The organism is Pedobacter sp. (assembly GCF_031119335.1).
Lineage (GTDB): Bacteria > Bacteroidota > Bacteroidia > Sphingobacteriales > Sphingobacteriaceae > Pedobacter.
Genome location: NZ_JAVHXT010000001.1, coordinates 466,911 through 486,529, shown reverse-complemented (window position 1 = coordinate 486,529; position 19,619 = coordinate 466,911). Strand labels below are relative to the sequence as shown.

Genomic DNA, 19,619 nt, shown 5'->3' with positions numbered 1-19,619 from the left:
TTTAGTTGGAAAAATATGTTTGATTAGTATTGTCTTTCAAATTTTATCAGGGTGCACAAAACATTTACATGAACTATCTTTTCTTTTGAATGAGAAATATCGCCAGATAGTGATAATGTCTCATTAAACCAATTAAAATAATAAATCCCTTGCTCTTTATGTAGCATTAGTTTACTTTTTACAAATTTCAGGAATATAATGCTGCGAAATCCTAGTATCTTAAATGCAACAGGTAAACCATTAGCCTTTAAGTAAGATAATAAAATTACAAATGAAGAAACACAGTAAGCTTCTAAAAACCCGTGATGTTTTAACATAATACAGTAGTTAATATTTATAAACTTTATACATGAGGATATATCCCTTTGCACATACAAAATATAGAGTACAGTTATATTTGGTTATCGGTAACGTACACGAAATTAGTAATTAATATTTTACTTCCAAATTTTAAGACAAAAAAATATTGATTTGTTAGATTTTTATGCAAAAAAGAGCACTAATTGCTATAATAAAGATAATTCTCTTTGGTAATGATGTCAATTGGCATAAATTGCTCTTTCTCTATGTTTGAATGAAGCACCAAATGATAATATAAGCTCATTAAACCCCTGTAGCCCTGCTCCTGCGGCTTCTGACAGATTAAAAAATCGATAGTTTTATTTTTCAGGTAGTTGATATTATCTTCCAAAAAATCGTAACCAATTAATTTGATATCCTTGATTTTATTTTCTTCAAAATACCTAGCTACCGTAGAAACCCTAGAATTGGTTACAAATACCACATCGTATTTATCCTTTGCCAATTGCTCGTTTAATTTTTGTTGAATGTGTGCATATCCAGTTTCTTGAATATCGATTTTGGTCAATTTGTTAGTGTTTCCGTTTTGCTCAAAATAATTTCTAAAACCTTCTTCTTTACGTAGCAAGTGATGATGTAAATCTATCTCTTTTGAAATATTCACAACAAGGGTTTTCTTATTAGCTGGCGAGAGGTAGTTGACTATGTGCGCAGCTAAATAACCACTCTGGTATAAATTAGGACCAATGTAGCACAAGTTGCTGTGACCAGGAATATCAGAATTAATGAATACCAATGGAATTTTCTTTTCCTTACAGTCTTCAATAAAAGCAATGCTCTCTTCTTCGAACATTGGTGCCATTAGTATACCATCGAACTCGCCCGCTCTAATTTTTACAGCACTTTCATTAAAGGTAGCTTTGTCATTTTGATCAAAAAAGAATGGGGCTACCTCAATACCAAAATCTTTGATTTCTGCCGCTGCTTGTAAAATACCATTCAACGGAGCCTCCCAATACTTAGTTTCTGCTGACACTTGTGGGATTAAAGTGGCGAAGCGAAGTTTTTTCTTTGAAGCGAGCCTTCTGGCAAAAATGTTGGGCTGATAGTTAAGCTCTTCGATAATCTTCAGGATCTTAGCCTTTGTCTTTTCAGACACGCCTACCCTATTGTTCAGCACTCTGTCTACCGTTCCGATAGAAACATTAGCCAAACGGGCAATTTCCTTAACACCTGTAGCTCCTGAATTATTTTTTTCCATTTTAACAAAACTAATAAACTTTAGTCGATATAAATAATTGACCAAGAGAATGAGTGGTCTGTTAAATTAAAGCTTTCATTTAAATGAAAAAAGCCTCAATGCTATTTGCATCGAGGCTTGCTTTGTACCCAGGGCCGGGATCGAACCGGCACGGTTTCCCATTGGTGTTTGAGACCAACGCGTCTACCAATTCCGCCACCTGGGCATTTCTCCGTAAGCGGGAGCGCAAATCTATAAAAACACCAGCTATTACGCAAGTTTTATTTAAAGTATCGGCGAATTATTTTATTAAAATTTTGTTTCGCACAGATATACAGTGTATTAATTTGCTATAGGATCTTCTTCTTTCAGCTTTTTTTCTACATAGAAAGGTACAAATGGAAGTAAAGACGCTATAAATAACATCACAACTTTTAGAAAACTCCACTTTCTCTCTTGCCAAGCCATCACCAAACACGCAATATAAAGCACAAATAACAGTCCGTGTGCCCAACCCACATATTTTACCGCTAGCGGCATATCTGCCCAATATTTAAGCGGCATGGCTATAAACAATAATAAAATGTAAGAGATACCTTCTGCAAGGGCAACTTTTCTGAATAGATTTAAAGAAGACATAATTTGAATTTTCTGCTAAATTAGTTGATTTAGACAGAAGAGCCTCGCTTAATCTAGTTTAATGACAATACAACAACTAAAGCTTAGCCAAACTTTCCTTCAAACGTTGGATGTATTTATTTCTGTAGTAGATATCCTTGATATTCGCGAGCGTAGCCTGTTGCTGGAAAAGTTCTTGATTTTCGAACTGGGCAGTTTGATTGTTCAATTCGGTATTTAATGATTGCTCTATCTGAGCTATTTCTCCCCTCACATCCGCCAGTTTTGCAGCATCAGGATCGAATTGTAAATCCACGATGGTTTCATTCACATCCATCATCTCCATTAGGAAAGATTGAGGTAGCGTGTAATTTTCGCCTTCGCTAATTACTCCTTTCAGTTCCAATACATATTGAAGCACTTTTTGTGGATTTTTAAGTACCTGAAATGCTTTGTTGTTTAGTGTTGATAGTTCTAGAACTTCGTCTTGCTTTTCCTGACTTTCATTGATATAAAAATCTGGATGGTACTTTTTGCTCAGCGCATAAAATTGCTGTTTCACCACATTTTGATCTGGATGAAAAGAAACTGGCAATTGGTAAAGTTCGAAGTAATTCATTTTTAAAAGTGGAGGGATGAAAGGCGGAAGGTACAAGGCGTTGGGAGAAACCCTAAACCCTATACCTTCCACCTTAAAACTTTCTATATTCCAAATTTCTTTAATATATCGTTACCGAAGGCAAATACCATTAAACAGAGCAAGATCACGAACCCCACAACCTGTGCCCGTTCCATAAATTTGTCGCTCAACGGTTTTCCTTTTATCATTTCTATGATCAAGAACACTACATGACCACCATCTAACGCTGGAATTGGCAATAAGTTCATGAATGCTAAAGCCATCGAAATCAACCCTGTTAAAGTCCAAAACTTCTCCCATTCAAATGTGCTTCCATAAGCATCCATAATACCAATAGGGCTACTAATGTTACGAGCACTCAATTTACCCGTAATCATCTTCCAGATACCTTTGGCATTGTCTGTAAACGATGTCCAGCCTTTATCAACACCAATAGAAAACGATTCGAAAAATCCATAATGGATTGTTACCATTTCTGGCCTAACTGGTGGAATTACAATAGCCAAAGTTCCCTGTTTAGATACTGTTGGCGTCAATGTCAATTTTTCAGCACCTCTCCATACTTCAACTGAAATCTTCTTAGATTTATTGTTAGAAATTTCAGAGGTAATTTCATCGTGAAACTTAACAAGCTTGCCGTTAATTGCCAAGATGCTGTCGCCAACTTTCATACCTGCGGCATGGGCTGGTGCCTCTACACTTACGGGCTCCGGCTTAACAAAAATTGCTTTAATTTTATCTAAAAAGCCCATTTTTGGTTGCAACTCTTCTGGAGTTGGCACTCCAGCTATTTTCATTGCTACCATTCTAGGACCAACAAACTCTCTAATTTTATATTTACTGATGCTGTCTAAAACAGACTCTGGCACTCTTAAATCTATTGCCTTCCCTTCGCGAGAAATAGTCAACTTGGTGTTGTTCAATAACACTTTAGAGCTCAAAATCTCATCCAAATAAATCAACTTCTGACCATTTACCGCCAAAATTTTATCACCTGGCTTTAAGCCCATCTGTTTACCCACTATACCCGGACTAATACCATTTGCCAGTTTATCGTTAGGAATAAATGTATTGCCGTACTTGAAAGCCACCATCCAAAAAATGAAGATACCTACAATCACGTTTACAATGATACCGCCCAACATTACAATTAAACGTTGCCAAGCTGGTTTCGAACGAAATTCCCAAGGTTGTGCTGGTGCAGCCATCTGTTCAGTATCCATGCTTTCATCTATCATTCCTGATATCTTCACGTAACCGCCCAGTGGTAACCATCCCACACCGTATTCTGTATCTCCTACCTTAAAGCTAAAGAGTTTAAAACCCCAAGCATCAAAGAAAAGGTAAAACTTTTCAACTTTAATCCCAAAAGCTCTTGCTGCTAAAAAATGTCCTAATTCGTGTAAAATTACTAGTATCGATAACCCCAGCAACAGCTGGCCCGCCATAATCAATCCGTCCATATTTTATTTGTCGTGTATTTCTATTTTAGATGTGTAATACTCTGTTTTGTTACTAATTCTTTAGCAAAGGTTCTTGTCAGTTCATCTGCTTTTAAATAATCGTTTAATGTTGGATGAGATACAAATTCAATTTCGTCCATACATTGTTCAATTACATCACTCATTTCCAAAAAGCCTATTCTGTCCTTCAAAAATGCATCTACAACTATTTCGTTAGCTGCGTTTAGGATGCAAGGCATATTCCCTCCCCTTTCCATTGCGATGTAAGCAAGCTCAAGGTTACGAAAACTTTTTGTATCTGCCTTAGAAAATGTCAATTCTGGATATTTCAAAAAGCTAAAACGCTCGAAATCTGCCTTTAATCTTTGCGGATAGGCTAAGGCATAGTGAATAGGCAATTTCATATCTGGCAAGCCCATCTGTGCTTTGATAGAACCATCCGTAAATTGCACCATAGAATGGATAATCGACTGCGGATGAACTACCACTTCAATTTGCTCTGGTTGAAGATTGAACAACCATTTTGCCTCGATAGCTTCCAAACCCTTATTCATCAAGGAGGCCGAATCGATAGTTATCTTCGCTCCCATCACCCAATTGGGATGTTTTAAGGCTTCATTTTTAGTTATCGTAGCTAAAAAACCTCGATCTTTTCCTCTAAACGGACCTCCAGAAGCGGTCAGTAAAATTTTTTCAATTTCGTTCTGCTCCTCGCCCACCAAGCACTGAAAAATAGCGGAATGCTCAGAATCTACCGGGATGATTTTAACGCCGTGTTGTTCGGCCAATTGCATCACCAGCTCCCCTGCTACCACTAAAGTTTCTTTATTGGCAAGGCCGATGTCTTTCTTGGCTTCAATAGCAGCAATGGTTGGTTTTAAGCCTACCGAACCCATTACAGCAGTTAAAACCAACTGTGTTTGTGGTAAAGTTACTGCAGCTATTAAACCTTCTTCGCCAGCAATAACTTGAGTATTTGGCAAAGCCGATTTCACTTGTTGATATAAACTTTCGTTACCAATTACCACCAACTCTGGTTTAAATTCCAGCGCTTGAGCAATTAGTAAATCAGCATTGTGCTGTGCAGTAAGAGCGTCAACTTTGTACAAACCAGGGTTTACCCGCACTACTTCAAGTGCTTGCGTTCCTATTGAACCTGTTGAACCTAATATGGATATGTGTTTATTGTCCAATTGTAATCTTTTTGAATTGTTGCAATTCTATTTTTCATCTACAGAACCTCAAATGTACTACCTTCTTCTTACATCCCGAAGGGATGTGATGTTTATAGCATATTCGTTTCTGTTAACATACGACCCCGTCGGGGTCGCACCTAAAGCATATTTATTTTATCTATAAACATAGAACCCCTTCGGGGTTTCAAACCAATTTCCAGCGTCGGCGTCCTATTTTCTTCCAATTTTAATAATTCCTGGTATAAACACATCATCATTTGTAAGCCTTCAGTCCAACCATTCAAATAAATATTCGTCTTTATGTTCAATATTAAACTTCACCAAGAATTCCTTGTACTCTTGTTTAAATGTTTTCTTTTTATGATGTTCTTTTTGACAGCTAATATATGCTATTACATCATCTAATAAAGAATGGCTATAAGAGAACGCTCCATACCCCTCTTGCCACTGAAATCTGAATTTCGAATAATGCTTCTCGTTCACAAATTCGTTTGACGATTTCTTTATTTCTCGAACTAAATCAGACAAACAGCATGACGGCTTTAATCCAACCAAAAAATGGATATGATCCGGCATTCCATTAATTGCCAGCATTTTTTGCTCTTTGTTTTTAACAATCCCAGAAATGTATTTGTACAAATCCTCTTCCCAAATCGAGTTTATTAGGCTCTCCCGCCCTTTTACTGCAAAAACTATTTGTATGTAAATCTGAGAAAATGTTCCAGCCATATCAATCAAACAATATAATTCTCCAACCCCTCGGCTATTTTTCTATCGTTACTTAGCCTTGGCACTTTGTTTTGCCCGCCTAATTTACCTTGCGATTTCATGTAATTCACGAAAGCATCTTTGGCTAGGGTTCTTATTTTTAAAGGCTGAAGAATATTTCCTTCAATCAAGTCAAAATAGTAAATATTTTTCTGTTGCAAGGCTTTATCTACTTTTAGAGCGAACGCGATTAAGTCTGCTGGTGCTTTTGCAAATTCTACAAACCACTCGTGAAAAGGCAACTCAGCGTTCGGAGCATTTACTTGCGGAGCCACGGTAAACTCCGTAATCTCCACTCCTTCTTCATTAGCTACCGATAGCAAAGCATGTTCTACTTCTTCACCAATAACGTGTTCTCCAAAAGCGGAAATAAAGTGCTTAATTCTACCTGTTACTACAATTTTGTAAGGACTTAGGGAAACGAACTTTACCGTATCGCCAATACTGTAGCCCCATAAACCAGCGTTGGTGTTCAGAATTAAAGCGTAGTTTTTATCTAGCTCTACCTCTGCTAAACTTAACCTTGTTGGCTTCTCGTTATAGTATTCTTCCGATGGAATAAATTCGTAGAAAATTCCTGCATCTGCCAGTAACAATAAGCCTTTTTCAGTTTGGCTATCTTGATAAGCAATGAAACCTTCGGATGCCGGATACGTTTCTATTGCATCTATTTTTTTACCAATGCTAGCTTCAATTTTTGCACGATATGGTTCATAATTTACGCCGCCATATACAAACAATTGGAAGTTTTTAAAGATGTCTTTGATTTTTTTTCCGCCCGATTTCTCCGTTAGTTTATCGAAATACATCTGTACCCAAGGCGGAATACCCGAGATCAACCTCATGTCTTGATGGAACGTTTCATCCACAATGGCATCCACTTTTTGCTCCCAATCTTCAATGCAGTTAGTTTGATAACTTGGCAATCTATTCTTCTGTAAATACGCAGGCACCAAATGAGCCACAATTCCAGATAACCGACCGATATTAATCCCGTTCTTTTTCGTTAAAACCGGACTGCCTTGTAAGAATATGATTTTTCCATCTACAAAACTTGCATTGCCAGTTTCATGTATATAGGTTAATAGCGCATTACGGGCAGCTTTAACATGTTCTGGTGTAGATTCTTTGGTAAGTGGGATGTACTTTACACCAGATGTAGTACCCGAAGTTTTAGCAAAATACAAAGGTTTACCTTTCCATAAAATATCTGGTTCTCCCGCTACTACCCTTTCTATATAAGGTTTCAGATCCTCGTAATCTCTTAAGGGAATGTTAGCTTTAAAATCTTGGTAGTTTTTGATTTCCGAGAAATAATGGTCAACACCAAAAACGGTATGACTTGCTTCTTTAACAAGTTTCTGTAATGTACGTTCTTGTGCAGCAACAGCATCGGTTTTCCAACGCTCAATTCTTTTCACTACAAAAGACGCAAACACCTTACCTAAAACTGATTTAATACCCCAACCCCTAAAGGGGCTTTTTTTTTCCATAGCCATATTATCTCTCTTAAATACAAGTCCCCTTTAGGGGATTTAGGGGTTTACATGATATTATGAATAATATCAGGATGTTCATCTCCTTTATATTCGTTCATTATTTTACGATAAGCTACGGCAAAGAAAGCAGTAGAAAAAGGTACAATCACAAACGAACTAAATACCACTACAATTAACGAACTGTACTGACTAATATCGTAATCTAGAAATAGGTTCACTAGTCTAAAGCCCATCAAAATTACGATGTAGAAAAAGCCAAAAACAATAGCTTGAACCACTACCAAACCTAACAAAATCATTAAAAGTTTAATAAAATTGCCCTTTGTTGTGGCCAGGCTTAGCTTAATAGATTCCCAAGGCGAGCTGTGTTTATCTATAATAAAAAATGGAAAGAAAATTATTCTGATAAAAGTGAAGAAAATGCTTAGTACGGCTATACCTACTGCAATATTTACGATAATTTTGCCCGTTTCAGCGTAGCCATCAATTACACCTTGATTAACCAATAACTTCAACAGCAAGTCTAGCAGGTAAAGCACTGGCATCAGTAAAATACCAACAAAAAAGATGCTCAAACCAAAAAATACTGTTGCAATTAAAAACTTGATAATTTCATTTCTAGTTGGCAATGTCTCTATAATCTGTATATCAGCATTTTCGGTGTCTAACAGCTTAAAAATATATTTAATTAGGCAAAGCTCTACCACACAATAACTCATCATAAAAATTAACAGCATGATAAATTTAATCCCCATGTTTACATCTTCCATAAAGAAAGCCATAAACGTTGAAGTTGAAGCTGTTAGAAAAATTAGAAAGCAAAGCGTAGCGATAGAAAAGTAGTTCTCTTTGGTTACTTTCCAAGCTTGCATAATCACATCCTTTACAGCAAAGGTGCTTTCTTTTAAGTAGTTAATCATTGTCTTATTGTTATTCGTCTGGCGATAAGCATTTGGCGTTGATGTAAAATCGCCAAACGCTTATCGCTTTACTTTCTAAACACCACCCTCTTCACAAAATCCTGTATAAAACCTAGTCCATAAGCGGTAAGTTGGATAAAGGATGCTATTACACTCAAAAATGCAATTTTTATTGATTTATTTACCTGCCAAGCATGAAAAAATATCAACAAAAAGTAAAGTAACAGAAAGAAATTACAAACGTATGCCAAAGGGCGATATAACACATTACATGCAATGGTAAACCCCAATCCTAAAGTGAAAAATGCAGGAAAGAAATGTACTGCTTTTAGCTCTGAAGGGAAATGTTTGTAAATATTGATACGAGCCCTTCCAAAAAAGTGCAATTGTTTATAAAACTGCTTAAAACTCGTTCTGCGTTTATGATAAACTTTTGCCGCTGGAATTAAGCCAATTTTAAATCCACTTTCATGGATACGAATACTGTACTCGATGTCTTCGCCCAAACGAGTGAGTATAAATCCACCTACTTTTTCATAGACCTCTCTAGAAAGCCCCATGTTAAAACTGCGTGGATGAAATTGTCCGATATGTTTTTTATTGCCTCGAATACCACCCGTTGTAAATGGCGATGTCATGGCGTAACTGATGGCCTTTTGAACCGGCGTAAAACTTTCGTGTGCAGCGTCTGGACCGCCAAAAGCATCTAATTGGTGCTCAAACAAATAGTCCTTCACGGTTTCCAAATAATCAGAAGGAACTAAAATATCCGAATCGAAGATAATGAAGTAATCGCCTTTGGCACGTTCGAAGCCAAAGTTTCTAGAAAAACCCTGTCCAGAATTTTCTTTATAGAAGTACTTAACATCAAGCTTATTCTCAAAACTGGCAACAATATCCTTCGCATCTTTTACAGAACCATCTTCTATTACCAATACCTCAAACTGCATGTAAGTTTGTTTACACAAAGTGGATAGCAGTTCTTTAATTTCCTGCGGACGGTTGTATAAGGGGATGATTATTGAGAAAAACATACGTAAAGGTTGAAGGTAGAGGGCGGCAAGGCAGAGGGGTTAGGCGGACAAAACCTTCCGCCTTCTCTCCTTCTAGCTTATCTCTTTTTCTATTAAATACTGATTTCTTTCTGGGGCGTTACGACCAACTAACTCGGCTACAAAACCTGCTAAAAACATCTGTGAACCTACCACAATAGCCACCAATGCTAAATAAAACAAGGGTTGGTCTGTAGAATTGCGGTATGGTAAATTGTTCCAGATATGCACCTGCTTTTCTACCATAATATAGATAGCCATGATGATACCGATGAAGAAACTTAACACGCCCAAAGAACCGAAAAAGTGCATGGGGCGCTTACCAAACTTACCTACGAAGAAAATAGACATCAAATCTAAAAACCCATTGATAAATCTACTTAGGCCAAACTTGGTGACACCGTATTTACGAGCTCTGTGTTCTACCACCTGCTCTCCTATTTTAGTAAATCCAGCCCATTTGGCCAATACGGGAATGTAACGGTGCATTTCGCCATAAACTTCGATGGTTTTAATAACGTCGTTACGGTATGACTTTAAGCCACAGTTGAAATCATTCAGTTGGATGCCACTCATTTTACGCGTTGCGGCGTTAAACAATTTTGTAGGGATGGTTTTTGTAATTGGGTCGTAGCGTTTTTTCTTCCAGCCCGAGATTACATCATAACCTTCGTCTTTAATTCTACTGTAAAGTGCTGGTATTTCATCTGGACTGTCTTGCAAATCGGCATCCATAGTGATGACAACATCGCCCTGCGCCGCAGCAAAACCTACATTCAAAGCTGCAGATTTACCATAGTTACGTCTGAATTTAATAGCTCTAATACTTGCGAACCTCAATTTCAGTTCTGTAATTACCTGCCAAGAACGGTCGGTACTTCCGTCGTCAATAAAAATGGCTTCATAAGAGAAATTGTTTTTCTGCATTACATCATCTATCCAAGAAATTAACTCGGGCAGCGACTCGTCTTCGTTATATAGCGGTACTACAATTGATATGTCCATTCGTTAGTATTGAGTATTGCGCATTGCGTATCGAGATCAATCATCTAAACATACAATCGCCATAAAAAAATAACGTGCAAATTTCATCAAATAAATTGAGATAATTTGCACGTTTAAAATATAATTCGAAATGTCTTAGTTCGTTCCGAAATTTGGATCGTTTTGACCAGCAAATGGGTTTGGATTGCTACGTTTGAAAATCAATGCAAAAATAAGCGCACCAATAAAATACATAATTGCAGATATTCCGAACGCCATTACCGCTTGGCTAAATGTAGGCGTAAACTGTTGATCTAGATTTTCGCGAGTTTTATCCAACGCCTTTGCAGCTTCTTCATCACTTAAACCAAATGATTTCATGGTGGCTTCTGTCTTAGTCATTACCATTTCTTTCATCTGTTCTGGATAAGTCGTATCAATAAACTTACCGAAAAGTATGTTAAATACGAACATCAGACCCATTGCGAATACGAACATCACAAAAATTGGCCACAGGGCTTCTCCAAAAGTCCAATATCCGCCTAATTTCTTACGCATATCTAAGCAGAAAAATACAGCCAGCACCAAACCTATTATTAGGGAGAATGCTGCATACCAATAAGAACTCATTAAGCTTGGCGCCACGTACCAAGTCACTAAAAAAATTACAATGTTAATTACGCCCCAAATTAATCCGTTTTTTAAGGCTTCACTTTTGATGTTAATTGTTTTGTCCATAATTAGTTTGTTATCTAGTTTGGTTAAAATTAGTAATTAAACTATAAACAGACGCATCAAAAGCCTTATTGTTACTATATTTTTCGAAATCTTTAAAAGCTTGCTCTGTTGCCACTGGTTGTAAGAAAAATGCCATGAAGGGCACAAACAGTTCTTGCATTTCTTCTGCTAAGTTTAAAATTTTGGCATTTTCGCAAATTTCCTGAATGCTTGTTTCTGCCAATTGTTGGTTGCTTATCAAATCTTCGTAGATATGAAATTCATCTTGGAATTCATCTTCATCAACCAATAAAAACTCCTTCAAGAAATCTTCCAGTTCTGGTTTTATCTGCTCGTCGTGGCACTCGTTGATGTACAATAGCAAGTTCAATAATTCAGTTCCCCTATCAATGGTTTCATCTTCTATAGCCTCCCATTCTTTCGATTCTAGATAATCTTCTTCCAATTTATTTACATCGCTGGTAAAGAAATTGATCATCAACAAATCGAAAAATACCTCCCTTAGCTCTTCGAACTTTGGATATTCATCAAAAACTGCATCAAACTTTTCTACTTTATCCATAAAATCAGCATCAGCTTCGAAAACTGCTGTCAATTTATGCGTTATTTCAACGCTAGCTGCCTTATTTACTTCACCAAACTTGGATAATGAAGCTGTTATTGTCTTTTTTACGATGTTGTTCATTTTGCTTTTCTTTATTCGTCATTGCGAGGAATGAAGCAATGTTAAGCACCTTGTCATTCCCACGTTAGGAGGAATCTGTTTGTTTTTAGATTCTTCGCTTTGCTCAGAATGACAGGCAGGAGATTGCTTCGTACCTCGCAATGACGACGTATATTTTAATATGTTATATACTTCCCGTTATTATAAACCAATTCTACTTTTCCTTTTAATGTTTTATTGAACAAAGGCGAGTTAGCCGATTTTGATTTATTCGTTTCGTTATTGAATTTCCACTCTTTGCTAGCATTGAAAACTGTAAAATTTGCTACTGCTCCTACTTTAATTACAGGAACTTCCAATTTAAGCAAGTTTCTTGGTGCTACAGCCAATTTTTCTACAATTAACGCGGTATCTAAGCCAGCTTGTACTAATAACGGTAGTACCGTCTGCAGTGCAATAATACCGTAATTCGCAATCTCAAATTCAACATTTTTAAACTCAATTTCGTGCGGACAGTGTTGCGAAGAAATTGCATCAATAGTTCCGTCTTTCAAACCGTTAATTAAAGCCTTATTATCGGCTTTGCTACGTAATGGCGGCTTTACTTTGTAATTGCTATCGAAATCGTTCAGCAATTCTTCTGTAAATACCAACTGATGTGCGGCAACATCGCACGTTACTTTTACGCCATCTTTCTTGGCTTTTTTAATTAACGCTACCGAACCTGCCGTAGAAATATTGCTGATATGAATTGGAGCATTATGGTATTGCGCTAGGAAAATATCCCTAGAAACCTGCATTTCTTCGGCCAATGCTGGAATACCTTTCATGCCCAACAAAATAGTAGTTGCACTCTCATTAACGTGCGCTTTTCCGGCCAATGCCTTATTTTCTGGATGGGTAAACAACAAACCGTCGAAACCTAAAGCATATTGCAAAGCTCGGCTCATAAAACCATCGTCGGCAATTGCCTTTCCAGCCTCTGCAAAAGCAACGGCACCTGCCTGTTTCATATCGAACATCTCGGCCAGTTCCTTTCCTTCCAAATTTTGGCTAATTGCACCTATCGGATGTACATCTACCAAATTACCTTTAGCTCTGTTCAAAATGTATTCTACCTCACCTTTACTGTGCACTACCGGTTTTGTATTTGGCATAATGGCAATTCCTGTGAAGCCACCAGCTGCCGCAGCCGCAGTACCAGTTTGAATATCTTCTTTAGTTTCTAATCCCGGATCGCCGAAAACGCAATTCAAATCGAAAAAACCTGGCGATAGAACGGCACCGTTACCTTCAAAAACTGTCTCCGATTTCTGTGCTTCGAGTTGACTTTCAATGGCAACAATGTTTCCTTTATCAACTCTCACATCGCAAGTTTTTCCGCTAAACTCGCTATTAGCATCGGCAATGGTAATTCCCTTAATTAAGAGGCTCATGAATTTCTATTTTTATTTTTCAACTTTTAACCACATAGACACATTAGTTAACCTATGTTCCTATGTGTTTATTTTTAATCCGATAAAATCTGACCAACAATATCTCTGCAGCTATGAAAATTAAGCTCAAAATTAGGCAAAGTTTCCATAACTCAGTTCCGTTATTTTTTTCGGCTATGGCCGATGAAATATTTTCCTTTTTGACATCGATGAAATTGATACGACTTGTACCAAGACGTTCTCCGAAACGCTCTTCTAAGTCGGCTTGGCTATCATATTTCATGTTAGATTCTGCTCTATCATCATTAAAAGCAACAAGCGCTATCGTTGAGTCTGCCTTTTTAACGTTGTAAAATCCAGATTTTTGAATTTGGTCTGCTACATATAGTAACGTTTTGCCATTTTGGTGGCTGATATCGGGAATAACTTCAAAACCATCACCAATTAATTTTAAAGATTGATTTGCCCCAAGTTTAACCGATGGTAAAGTGATCAAATTATCTTTAGAAATAGTGTAGAACAATGGCTGATCTTTAGCACTTTCGAAAGCTATCTTATACATAAGCGGTACAAAAAGTGGATGTTTAGAAAGATTTCCATCCTCTTCTTCTAAACCTGTAGTCGCTAAGAAAATTTGCCCCGACGACATGGGATAGCGAGCCAAATAGGTTTTTCCAGCGGGTAGTTGTAACAAAGGTTCTTTGGCTATCCTGCTGTTATCAGTATAAGTAAAATATCGATTAGCCAAGGGTAAATCCATGTTTTTTGGTAAACTTTCGAAAACATCTTTAAACAGTGGATGTTTCAATTCTATTTGCGAAACCTTAGTTGGCTCAGTCACTAAACCTGCAACCACTGGTAAATTCAATGTGTTTAGGAATGCGGAGTAAGTGCCAATATCAACAGATGTAGATGGCAGAACAACTACTGAACCACCATTATTCACATAATTTTTAAGTTCTTGCGCTAAACCACTAGAAGGTTGGGCAATTCCATTCAGTATAATTAAGCTGTAATTTGAAAAAGCGGCGTAGTTGATGTTATTTTCAGAAACTGATGTCAATTGAAAATAAGGATCTGCATTGAAAAGTGCTTCTATGTATTTAGCAGTTTTATTGCCATTAATGCTAAGCACTTGTTGATTGGCATTGACTTGAAAGCTGAAATTCAGTTCATCATCGAACGTTAAAGGAAAATCTTTAATGCTCAACACTCCTTTTTGCCAGCCCAAACCTAAGCCACTGTAAGAAAGTGTATCGATGGCGGTTGCTCCCGCAGCTACGTTAATACTTCCAACAGCTTTCTGTTGATTGTTAATTGTTAACTTTAGCGGAACATTTTTCGCTTCTTCATTGCCAAAGTTTTTTAGACGAACAATGATTTTTTCTGAAACATTTGGCTGGTGCACAGGAGAAAGAAACCATACACTATCTACCGAAATATTAGGCAATTCGTTAGCACTTAACTTCACTAAGGCAAGCTGCGTGCTTTGCTCTTTTTTGATGGGTTCTTTGCCGGCAAAGTTTTGTTGAAAATCGGAAATTACGTAGGCATAACGATTGGCTGTGCCCGTAAAAACGCCTTGTTGTCTATTAACGACCTGCTGCAAATTCCTGCTAGCAGCAGATATCTTCACTTCATCTACTGCTTGTATAAACTCCTCCGAATTTAACAGGCGCTGGTGCTTCCCTTCAAAATCGTTAGTTAGCAGCTGGAAACGATCATTAAGCTGGTAAGCCTTTACAATTTCTTTCGCTCTGCGTTTGGCTTCATCTAACAAACTTCCCTCTTTATTTACGGCATCCATACTGTAAGAATTATCGAAATAGATGCTTATAATATTGCCGTTTGCCTTATTCGTTTCGGCGTTACCGCTGATAAATGGGCGGGCAAATGCAAGCACCAAAAAAACGATAGCCAAAATACGAGCGGCTAAAATCAGTAGGTTTTTAAGTTTTTCTCGGGATGAGTTTTGCTCTTTTACTTCCTTAAGAAATGCTACGTTGCTGAAATAGACTTTCTTGAATTTCCGGAAATTGAATAAATGGACGATTATCGGGATTGATACCGCTAAAAGTGCAAAAAGGAAGCCCGGATAGAGGAAATTCATTAAAAACCAAAGGTACAAAAGATTTTCGATTTTATCCCGTACGCAGGGGAACCATTTACAATTTTATAGCACAAAGCATTTAACGCAAAGCGATAAGGTATTAATACCCATTATTAAAAAGTAATTAACAAACTTAAACCTGAAATGTTATTTCTTTAAAGATAAAACGATGAAAACCGATAAAAACAAAACGACCAAAGAGGATAAAAGCAAAAAGCCAAGGTTGCAAACGGATAAACCGCTAGCTGAAAAGGATGAAGTAAAACAAGCGGAGGCTAACCAAAGGAAGAAAAGTGAGAAGTAGTTATAGGTAAGCAATTTTAAATAGCTTCAGTTTTAATTCTCCCCTTTCCCCTCGGAAAAGATATGCAACTTGCCTAAACCTAATTTCAATTAAAGTGGAAATGCCATTTATGTTAATACAGATTGGTTTAGCTTTTCTAAAATTTCTTTAATCGAAAACTTCGCACCGCAAATAAATTCATCGGCTGCGCCATAATAAATGATTAGTTCGTCGCCATTAACGATATGTCCATCGGTGAAAATTACCGAACCAAAAAAACCTTCTAGTTCGTAGCTTGCTGTTGGCTCCATAATTGGGTTTTCGGTGCGGGCAATAACTATGGCAGGGTTTTCCAAATCTAATAACACCGCACCCAAACAATAACGCTGATCTTCATTTGCTCCATGGTAAATCTCTAACCAGCCCTGCTCGGTTTTTATGGGCGCTGCCCCTGCCCCAACTCTAGCACTGTCCCAATAACCGGCTCTGGTTTTCACAATACATTGATGATTTCCCCAATGCAAACCATCGTGCGACTCGGCCAACCAAATGAAATTACCACCAATACTTGTGCTAGATGGCCTATGCAAAGCATAAAACTTACCATTTACTTTTTCCTCAAAAATTGCGACATCTTTATTATGTGGAGGAAAAATTAGACCATGGTTCTGGAAACTATCCCAATCAGTTGTAGTACGTAAACCTACAGCAACACCATTATCTGAAACTGCAGTGTAAGTGAGGTAAAATTTCCCTTCGATGTTACTAACACGACAATCTTCTATTCCAAACCGTTCTGCATAACCTTTTCCATGCAGTTCCAATGGTTCAGGTTTGAAATTGACACCATCATCGCTACTAAACAAATGCAAATAAGAAATAGTGGTAAGATAATCTAAGCCTTTGTAATTAATCACCCGTGGATCATCGGCAATTAAGTCGGGATCGTCCAACTTCAATTCTAAAATCTCTAATAAATCTGAAGTAGAGCGCATAGGAACGAAGATTTTTCCTTCTTGCGGGGCAACATTTTCTGCCACCCTAACCAAAAGGCAAGTTTTACCTTTCCAAGAAAACACACCCGGATTAAGTAAACAAACTACTTGTAGATTAGTAGCGCTTGGTGCCAAATCTTTGGGTTTAAGCAGTGGATTTCCTTCAAATCTACGAGCTATATCCATCGCCAACTACGCTCCTTTTTTACTTAAACTTTGCATTAATTGTTCGTACAAATCGTCGCTCACACGTTTTTCTGGTCGCATTTTCTTCACTACAGTTTTCTTACCTTTTGCCTTGGCACGAATGATTTTCATTAGCTCTTTGCTGTATTCATCTTTAAAAGCGGAGATATCAAAACCTGAACTATATTGCTTAATTAATGCCATTCCTACTTCCAGCTCTTTAGGTTTAACGGTTTGTAAGTCTGCCTCAATTTCTTTACTACTTCTAATTTCTTCATCAAATCTAATTTTAGTAATAACTAAAACATTACCTAAAGGATGGATTACACATAGATTTTCATTGTTACGCAATACAAAACGGGCAACTCCCGCTTTCTTAGATTTCTGCAACGCTTTTAACAATAAAGCATAAGCCTTTTTGCCCTGCGGTTCGGGCTGGGTGTAGTAAGATGTTTCGTAGTAGATTGGATTGATTTCTGAAATATCTACAAAGTTTTCGAGCTCTATCAATTTGGTTTTCTCTGGCATGGCACTGGCAAAATCATCGTCTTCTAAAACAACATAGTTGTCTTTGAGCAAAAAGCCCTTAACAATTCTTTCGTAGGGTACTTCTTTACCGCTACTTTCACTTACTCGTTGATATTTAATTTTCGACAGGTCTTTCCCATCGAGCATATCTAAATCTAAGTTGCTATTTTGAACTGCCGAGAACAGTTTCACCGGAATATTTACCAATCCAAAACCTATGGCTCCTTTCCAAATTGATCTCATAACCTATTTTTTAATGATTTATACCATCTAAAAAACAGCGACTAAAGCGAATAGTTTTACTAAAAAAGCGCTATTGTATCAGTCCGTGCATTACGCCATACCGTATCAGTGCAGCTGAGTTTTTGCATTTGGTTTTATCCAGTAAACTTTGACGGTGCCCTTCAATTGTACGCTTGCTAAGAAACAGCTTTTCAGACATTTCTAGATTGGTTAAGCCCTCGGCAATAAGCTGTAGAATTTCTAGCTCACGCAATGAAAAATCAATTTCATTATCTGGCATTGCCATTAAATATTGTTTGCTTTGCAGCATTTTATCCATAAACGACATGGTAAGTTCTGCGCAAAGATATTTTCGTCCCTGGCTAACAAATTTAACGGCAAAAATTAATTCTTCTGCCCCAATATTCTTCAACAGATAACCTTCTGCATTATTTTTAAAGGCTTCCATAACGTACTTTTCATGATCGTGCATAGAAAGCATCACCACCTTAACTTTCGGATATTTAGATTTAACTTCCTTCAACAATTGAATACCATCCATTTCTGGCATGTTGATATCCGCTAGAACCATATCCACTTCTTCTGAAGCCAACTGCTTCATTACCTCTATACCATTAACTGCTTCTCCAAGAACCTTAATACTTTCATCAGATTCTAAAAGCATTTTAATGCCATTTCTAACGATATTATGATCTTCAGCTAATAAGATTTTTATCATTCTTGTTCTATATTTTGATGTGCCTGAATTTTCCAAAAGGTCGAAATTATGTAAACAATAAATATCAAATTGGTGTGGTAACAATGTTGAGGGCAATAATGTTATTTGCAGCTCAAAAACAAGTATTATATGGTATTAATACCGTACAAATACCCCCTATGTTCTGAACTGTATCTTTAATATTTCGTCATATTGCCGCATTTCTTCCAATGCTTTTAGCACTTTTTCTTGTTGCTGCTTCTTGTCGAAACTTAATACAAAATCATTGGTCTGTGTAGCTTGGTCTACCGAAAAACTTACTTCATCAAAAGGAATATGATGTTTTCTAAATAACTTCTCTATCTCTGTTATCCTTGAGAGTGCTCCTACCGGCATTTTAAGCTCTACAACGGTACAGCTGCCTTTTATAAAAAAGCGTTTTTCAATCCATTTAATGCCGCCAAGCACAAAGAGAATTAGCAAGGTTGCTATCACTGCTGCCCAATACATTCCGCCACCAGCGGCCAAACCAATTACTGCCATGCTCCAAATAGATGCAGCTGTGGTTAACCCTTTAATTACTTCCTTCTTTAAAAAGATGATAGTACCAGCACCTAAAAAACCAACACCACTTACTACTTGCGCCGCCACCCTTGACGGATCGATATCGAAGCCGCTTTTGCCCAGCACATCTTCATAACCGTGAATGGAAACTATCATTGCCAAGGCCGCACCAACAGTAACTATAATATGTGTACGCAAACCAGCAACCCATTCCTTCTGCTCTCTTTCGAGTCCTATTATCCCTCCTAGAACCGCAGCTACAATAATTCTTATCAGAATTTCCTTTTCATCTATATGTGAGCTTTCCAGGTTCATTTACAGTTATTTAATACTACTTATTCCTAAAATGCAAAGTGTCTTAGTTTTGTTTTAAAATTTTTCTAAAACGTTATTAAATGTTAAGTAACTGTTTCAAAATGACATCGATATTTTATAGGTTGAGTTTTGCAATAAATCTGAACAAATACAACATCAACAAAATCTATTGGTACTCTA

Annotated in this window: 20 protein-coding genes and 1 tRNA gene; 1 reads left to right on the top strand and 20 read right to left on the bottom strand. The window is 37.2% G+C overall.

The genetic code is table 11. The features are described from left to right. Positions 1-23: 23 nt before the first annotated feature. From REI64_RS02085 to REI64_RS02010, 16 genes are all read right to left on the bottom strand, one after another. Complete coding sequence (locus REI64_RS02085; RefSeq protein ID WP_308848424.1) at positions 24-317, bottom strand: hypothetical protein; 294 nt, start codon at positions 315-317, stop codon at positions 24-26. A gap of 182 nt (positions 318-499) precedes the next feature. Then, positions 500-1,561 (bottom strand): LacI family DNA-binding transcriptional regulator, encoded by a 1,062-nt coding sequence (locus REI64_RS02080; RefSeq protein WP_308848423.1) that lies wholly within the window; start codon positions 1,559-1,561, stop codon positions 500-502. Between the two features lie 125 nt (positions 1,562-1,686). Further along, positions 1,687-1,766, bottom strand: a tRNA-Leu gene (locus REI64_RS02075). 116 nt (positions 1,767-1,882) lie between these two features. Continuing rightward, on the bottom strand, positions 1,883-2,179 hold the full coding sequence (locus tag REI64_RS02070; protein WP_308848422.1) for a DUF3817 domain-containing protein: 297 nt from the start codon (positions 2,177-2,179) through the stop codon (positions 1,883-1,885). Between the two features lie 76 nt (positions 2,180-2,255). Then, complete coding sequence (locus REI64_RS02065; protein WP_308848421.1) at positions 2,256-2,777, bottom strand: iron-sulfur cluster co-chaperone HscB C-terminal domain-containing protein; 522 nt, start codon at positions 2,775-2,777, stop codon at positions 2,256-2,258. Positions 2,778-2,860: 83 nt separating this feature from the next. Further along, on the bottom strand, positions 2,861-4,261 hold the full coding sequence (gene rseP / locus REI64_RS02060) for an RIP metalloprotease RseP (protein ID WP_308848420.1): 1,401 nt from the start codon (positions 4,259-4,261) through the stop codon (positions 2,861-2,863). Positions 4,262-4,281: 20 nt separating this feature from the next. Then, positions 4,282-5,454, bottom strand: a complete 1,173-nt coding sequence (locus REI64_RS02055; protein ID WP_308848419.1) for a 1-deoxy-D-xylulose-5-phosphate reductoisomerase — start codon at positions 5,452-5,454, stop codon at positions 4,282-4,284. A gap of 270 nt (positions 5,455-5,724) precedes the next feature. Beyond that, complete coding sequence (gene tnpA, locus REI64_RS02050; protein ID WP_308848418.1) at positions 5,725-6,186, bottom strand: IS200/IS605 family transposase; 462 nt, start codon at positions 6,184-6,186, stop codon at positions 5,725-5,727. A gap of 5 nt (positions 6,187-6,191) precedes the next feature. Beyond that, complete coding sequence (locus REI64_RS02045; protein ID WP_308848417.1) at positions 6,192-7,718, bottom strand: GH3 auxin-responsive promoter family protein; 1,527 nt, start codon at positions 7,716-7,718, stop codon at positions 6,192-6,194. Positions 7,719-7,768: 50 nt separating this feature from the next. Beyond that, complete coding sequence (locus REI64_RS02040; RefSeq protein WP_308848416.1) at positions 7,769-8,644, bottom strand: hypothetical protein; 876 nt, start codon at positions 8,642-8,644, stop codon at positions 7,769-7,771. Positions 8,645-8,712: 68 nt separating this feature from the next. Beyond that, the gene (locus REI64_RS02035; RefSeq protein WP_308848415.1) at positions 8,713-9,678 is read right to left on the bottom strand and encodes a glycosyltransferase; all 966 of its coding nucleotides are present in this window, start codon (positions 9,676-9,678) and stop codon (positions 8,713-8,715) included. Positions 9,679-9,750: 72 nt separating this feature from the next. Next, complete coding sequence (locus REI64_RS02030; RefSeq protein ID WP_308848414.1) at positions 9,751-10,701, bottom strand: glycosyltransferase family 2 protein; 951 nt, start codon at positions 10,699-10,701, stop codon at positions 9,751-9,753. A 135-nt stretch (positions 10,702-10,836) separates the two neighbouring features. Continuing rightward, the gene (locus REI64_RS02025) at positions 10,837-11,418 is read right to left on the bottom strand and encodes a DUF4199 domain-containing protein (RefSeq protein WP_308848413.1); all 582 of its coding nucleotides are present in this window, start codon (positions 11,416-11,418) and stop codon (positions 10,837-10,839) included. Positions 11,419-11,428: 10 nt separating this feature from the next. Further along, complete coding sequence (locus REI64_RS02020; protein ID WP_308848412.1) at positions 11,429-12,103, bottom strand: hypothetical protein; 675 nt, start codon at positions 12,101-12,103, stop codon at positions 11,429-11,431. Between the two features lie 155 nt (positions 12,104-12,258). Next, the gene (locus REI64_RS02015) at positions 12,259-13,518 is read right to left on the bottom strand and encodes a dihydroorotase (RefSeq protein WP_308848411.1); all 1,260 of its coding nucleotides are present in this window, start codon (positions 13,516-13,518) and stop codon (positions 12,259-12,261) included. Positions 13,519-13,570: 52 nt separating this feature from the next. Next, entirely contained in the window at positions 13,571-15,628 is a 2,058-nt protein-coding gene (locus REI64_RS02010) for a BatA domain-containing protein (protein ID WP_308848410.1), read from the bottom strand. Between the two features lie 169 nt (positions 15,629-15,797). Between REI64_RS02010 and REI64_RS02005 the strand changes: the two genes are divergently transcribed. Further along, entirely contained in the window at positions 15,798-15,932 is a 135-nt protein-coding gene (locus REI64_RS02005; protein WP_308848409.1) for a hypothetical protein, read from the top strand. 107 nt (positions 15,933-16,039) lie between these two features. On the opposite strand, the gene REI64_RS02000 is transcribed toward REI64_RS02005, so the two are convergent. The 4 genes from REI64_RS02000 to REI64_RS01985 all read right to left on the bottom strand — a co-directional run bounded on the left by REI64_RS02000 (position 16,040) and on the right by REI64_RS01985 (position 19,439). Continuing rightward, complete coding sequence (locus tag REI64_RS02000) at positions 16,040-17,092, bottom strand: glycoside hydrolase family 130 protein (RefSeq protein WP_308848464.1); 1,053 nt, start codon at positions 17,090-17,092, stop codon at positions 16,040-16,042. Positions 17,093-17,098: 6 nt separating this feature from the next. Then, entirely contained in the window at positions 17,099-17,863 is a 765-nt protein-coding gene (locus tag REI64_RS01995; RefSeq protein ID WP_308848408.1) for a Ku protein, read from the bottom strand. Between the two features lie 70 nt (positions 17,864-17,933). Continuing rightward, positions 17,934-18,581, bottom strand: coding sequence for a response regulator transcription factor (locus REI64_RS01990; protein ID WP_308848407.1), 648 nt, complete (start codon positions 18,579-18,581; stop codon positions 17,934-17,936). A gap of 156 nt (positions 18,582-18,737) precedes the next feature. Further along, positions 18,738-19,439 carry an MgtC/SapB family protein gene (locus REI64_RS01985; protein WP_308848406.1) on the bottom strand — a complete coding sequence of 234 codons (702 nt, stop codon included), beginning with the start codon at positions 19,437-19,439 and terminating at the stop codon, positions 18,738-18,740. Positions 19,440-19,619: the final 180 nt, after the last annotated feature.

Coding starts and splice junctions, on each gene's coding strand:
- REI64_RS02085 (WP_308848424.1), bottom strand. CDS start 317: ATGTTAAAACATCACGGGTTTTTAGAAGCTTACTGTGTTTCTTCATTT.
- REI64_RS02080 (WP_308848423.1), bottom strand. CDS start 1,561: ATGGAAAAAAATAATTCAGGAGCTACAGGTGTTAAGGAAATTGCCCGT.
- REI64_RS02070 (WP_308848422.1), bottom strand. CDS start 2,179: ATGTCTTCTTTAAATCTATTCAGAAAAGTTGCCCTTGCAGAAGGTATC.
- REI64_RS02065 (WP_308848421.1), bottom strand. CDS start 2,777: ATGAATTACTTCGAACTTTACCAATTGCCAGTTTCTTTTCATCCAGAT.
- rseP (WP_308848420.1), bottom strand. CDS start 4,261: ATGGACGGATTGATTATGGCGGGCCAGCTGTTGCTGGGGTTATCGATA.
- tnpA (WP_308848418.1), bottom strand. CDS start 6,186: ATGGCTGGAACATTTTCTCAGATTTACATACAAATAGTTTTTGCAGTA.
- REI64_RS02045 (WP_308848417.1), bottom strand. CDS start 7,718: ATGGAAAAAAAAAGCCCCTTTAGGGGTTGGGGTATTAAATCAGTTTTA.
- REI64_RS02040 (WP_308848416.1), bottom strand. CDS start 8,644: ATGATTAACTACTTAAAAGAAAGCACCTTTGCTGTAAAGGATGTGATT.
- REI64_RS02035 (WP_308848415.1), bottom strand. CDS start 9,678: ATGTTTTTCTCAATAATCATCCCCTTATACAACCGTCCGCAGGAAATT.
- REI64_RS02030 (WP_308848414.1), bottom strand. CDS start 10,701: ATGGACATATCAATTGTAGTACCGCTATATAACGAAGACGAGTCGCTG.
- REI64_RS02025 (WP_308848413.1), bottom strand. CDS start 11,418: ATGGACAAAACAATTAACATCAAAAGTGAAGCCTTAAAAAACGGATTA.
- REI64_RS02020 (WP_308848412.1), bottom strand. CDS start 12,103: ATGAACAACATCGTAAAAAAGACAATAACAGCTTCATTATCCAAGTTT.
- REI64_RS02015 (WP_308848411.1), bottom strand. CDS start 13,518: ATGAGCCTCTTAATTAAGGGAATTACCATTGCCGATGCTAATAGCGAG.
- REI64_RS02010 (WP_308848410.1), bottom strand. CDS start 15,628: ATGAATTTCCTCTATCCGGGCTTCCTTTTTGCACTTTTAGCGGTATCA.
- REI64_RS02005 (WP_308848409.1), top strand. CDS start 15,798: ATGAAAACCGATAAAAACAAAACGACCAAAGAGGATAAAAGCAAAAAG.
- REI64_RS02000 (WP_308848464.1), bottom strand. CDS start 17,092: ATGGATATAGCTCGTAGATTTGAAGGAAATCCACTGCTTAAACCCAAA.
- REI64_RS01995 (WP_308848408.1), bottom strand. CDS start 17,863: ATGAGATCAATTTGGAAAGGAGCCATAGGTTTTGGATTGGTAAATATT.
- REI64_RS01990 (WP_308848407.1), bottom strand. CDS start 18,581: ATGATAAAAATCTTATTAGCTGAAGATCATAATATCGTTAGAAATGGC.
- REI64_RS01985 (WP_308848406.1), bottom strand. CDS start 19,439: ATGAACCTGGAAAGCTCACATATAGATGAAAAGGAAATTCTGATAAGA.